This window comes from Streptomyces mangrovi, from assembly GCF_900114215.1.
Lineage (GTDB): Bacteria > Actinomycetota > Actinomycetes > Streptomycetales > Streptomycetaceae > Streptomyces > Streptomyces barkulensis.
Genome location: NZ_FOSG01000048.1, coordinates 1 through 2,571, shown reverse-complemented (window position 1 = coordinate 2,571; position 2,571 = coordinate 1). Strand labels below are relative to the sequence as shown.

Sequence of the window (2,571 nt, the reverse complement as noted above, 5' to 3'; positions counted from 1 at the left end):
CCCCGATCCGCTCCGGCCGGAGCAGCTCGGCGATCTTGGCGCGGTCCTCCAGGTCCGGACACGCCCCGTAGCCCAGCGAGAAGCGGGCGCCGCGGTATTTGAGGGCGAACATGTCCTCGATCGCGTCCGGATCGTCGCCGGCGAAGCCGAGCTCGGCACGGACCCGGGCGTGCCAGTACTCGGCCAGCGCCTCGGCCAGCTGCACCGACAGGCCGTGCAGCTCCAGATAGTCGCGGTAGGCGTCCGCGGCGAACAGCTCCGCGGTGGCCTGGCCGATACGGGAGCCGACGGTGACCACCTGGAAACCCACCACGTCCGTCTGACCGGACTCCTTCGGGCGGAAGAAGTCCGCCAGGCACAGCCGCCGGCCGCGGCGCTGGCGGGGAAAGGTGAACCGGCACCGCTCGGCCCCGTCCTCGGCCAGCACCACCAGGTCCTCACCCTCGGCGTGGCAGGGGAAGTAGCCGTAGACCACCGCGGCCTCCAGCAGGTTCTCGGTGTGCAGCCGCTCCAGCCAGCCCCGCAGCCGCGGGCGGCCCTCACGCTCGACCAGCTCCCGGTAGGAGGGCCCGTCCCCGGTGCGCGGCGCCTTCAGCCCCCACTGGCCCTTGAACAACGCGTCCTCGTCCAGCCAGGACGCGTACTCCTGGAGCTGGATGCCCTTGACCACCCGCGTGCCGGAGAAGGGAGGCTCGGGCACCGGGTTGTCGGTGGCCACGTCCGAGCGCACCGGCCCGGCCGGCTCCGGCTCGGCCACCTGCACCCCCTCTCGCCGGGGCACCCGCCGCTGCTTGAGTTCGGGCAGCTTCGCGCCCGGCACGCCGCGCTTGACGCCCATCAGCGCGTCCATCAGCCGCAGCCCCTCGAAGGCGTCCCGGGCATAGCGGACCTCGCCGTCGTAGAGGGCGTGCAGGTCCTGCTCGACATAGGCGCGGGTCAGCGCGGCCCCGCCCAGGATCACCGGATACCTCCCGGCCAGGGAGCGGGCGTTGAGCTCCTGCAGGTTCTCCTTCATGATCACGGTGGACTTCACCAGCAGCCCGGACATGCCGATCACATCCGCACCGTGCTCCTCGGCCGCCTCCACGATCGCCGTCACCGGCTGCTTGATCCCGAGGTTGACCACCGTGTAGCCGTTGTTGGACAGAATGATGTCGACCAGGTTCTTGCCGATGTCGTGCACATCGCCGCGCACCGTGGCCAAAACGATGGTGCCCTTGCCCTCGGCGCCCTCGGCCTTCTCCATGTGCGGCTCCAGATGGGCCACGGCCGTCTTCATCACCTCCGCCGACTGCAGCACGAACGGCAGCTGCATCTGCCCGGAGCCGAACAGCTCCCCGACCACCTTCATGCCCGCCAGCAGCGTGTCGTTGACGATGTCCAGCGCCGGACGCGTCTCCAGCGCCTCATCCAGATCCTTTTCGAGGCCGTTGCGCTCCCCGTCGATGATCCGCCGCCGCAGCCGCTCCTCCAGCGGCAGCGCGGCCAGCTCCTCGGCCCGGGAAGCCTGCACACTCCTGGTGTCCACGCCCTCGAACAGCGACAGGAACCGCTGCAGCGGGTCGTAGCCCTCCGCCCGCCGGTCATAGATCAGATCCAGCGCCACCCGGACCTGCTCGTCGGGGATCCGCGCGATGGGCAGGATCTTGGAGGCATGCACGATCGCCGAGTCCAGCCCGGCCTTCACACACTCGTTCAGGAACACGGAGTTGAGCACCATCCGGGCGGCCGGATTCAGGCCGAAGGAGATGTTCGACAGCCCCAGCGTGGTCTGCACCCTTGGATGCCGCCGCTTGAGCTCACCGATCGCCTCGATGGTGGCCACCCCGTCCCGGCGGGACTCCTCGGTACCGGTGCAGATGGTGAACGTCAGGCAGTCGACGAGGATGTCCTCCTCCCGGATACCCCACTTCCCCGTCAGGTCCGCGATCAGCCGCTCGGCCACCGCCACCTTCTGCCCGGCCGTGCGCGCCTGCCCCTCCTCGTCGATGGTCAGCGCGATCAGCGCCGCCCCGTGCTCGGCCGCCAGCGCCGTGATCTTCGCGAACCGGGAGCCGGGCCCGTCACCGTCCTCGTAGTTCACACTGTTGATCACCGCGCGGCCGCCCAGCTTCTCCAGCCCCGCCGCGAGCACCGCCGGCTCGGTGGAGTCCAACACGACCGGCAGCGTGGAGGCCGTCGCCAGCCGCCCGGCCAGCTCGGCCATGTCCGCCACCCCGTCACGCCCGACGTAGTCCACGCACAGATCCAGCATGTGCGCGCCCTCACGGATCTGCTCCCGCGCGATCTCCACGCAGTCCTCCCACCGCCCTTCCAGCATGGCGGTGCGGAACCTCTTCGACCCGTTGGCGTTGGTGCGCTCCCCGATCGCCAGATACGCGGTGTCCTGCCTGAACGGCACCGCCTGGTACAGCGACGCCGCCCCCGGCTCCGGCCGCACCTCCCGCCCGGCCGGCACCGCCCCCCGCACCCGCTCGACCACCTGCCGCAGATGCTCCGGCGTCGTCCCGCAGCACCCGCCCACCAGCGACAACCCGTACTCGGCCACGAACGACTCCTGCGCATCCGCCA

The 2,571-nt window shown here is 70.6% G+C and carries 1 protein-coding gene; it reads right to left on the bottom strand.

Annotation, left to right across the window (positions count from 1 at the left end; translation table 11 throughout):
* The coding region (gene metH, locus BM237_RS28550) for a methionine synthase (protein ID WP_093852636.1) at nt 1–2,571 on the bottom strand (2,571 nt) is incomplete at both ends.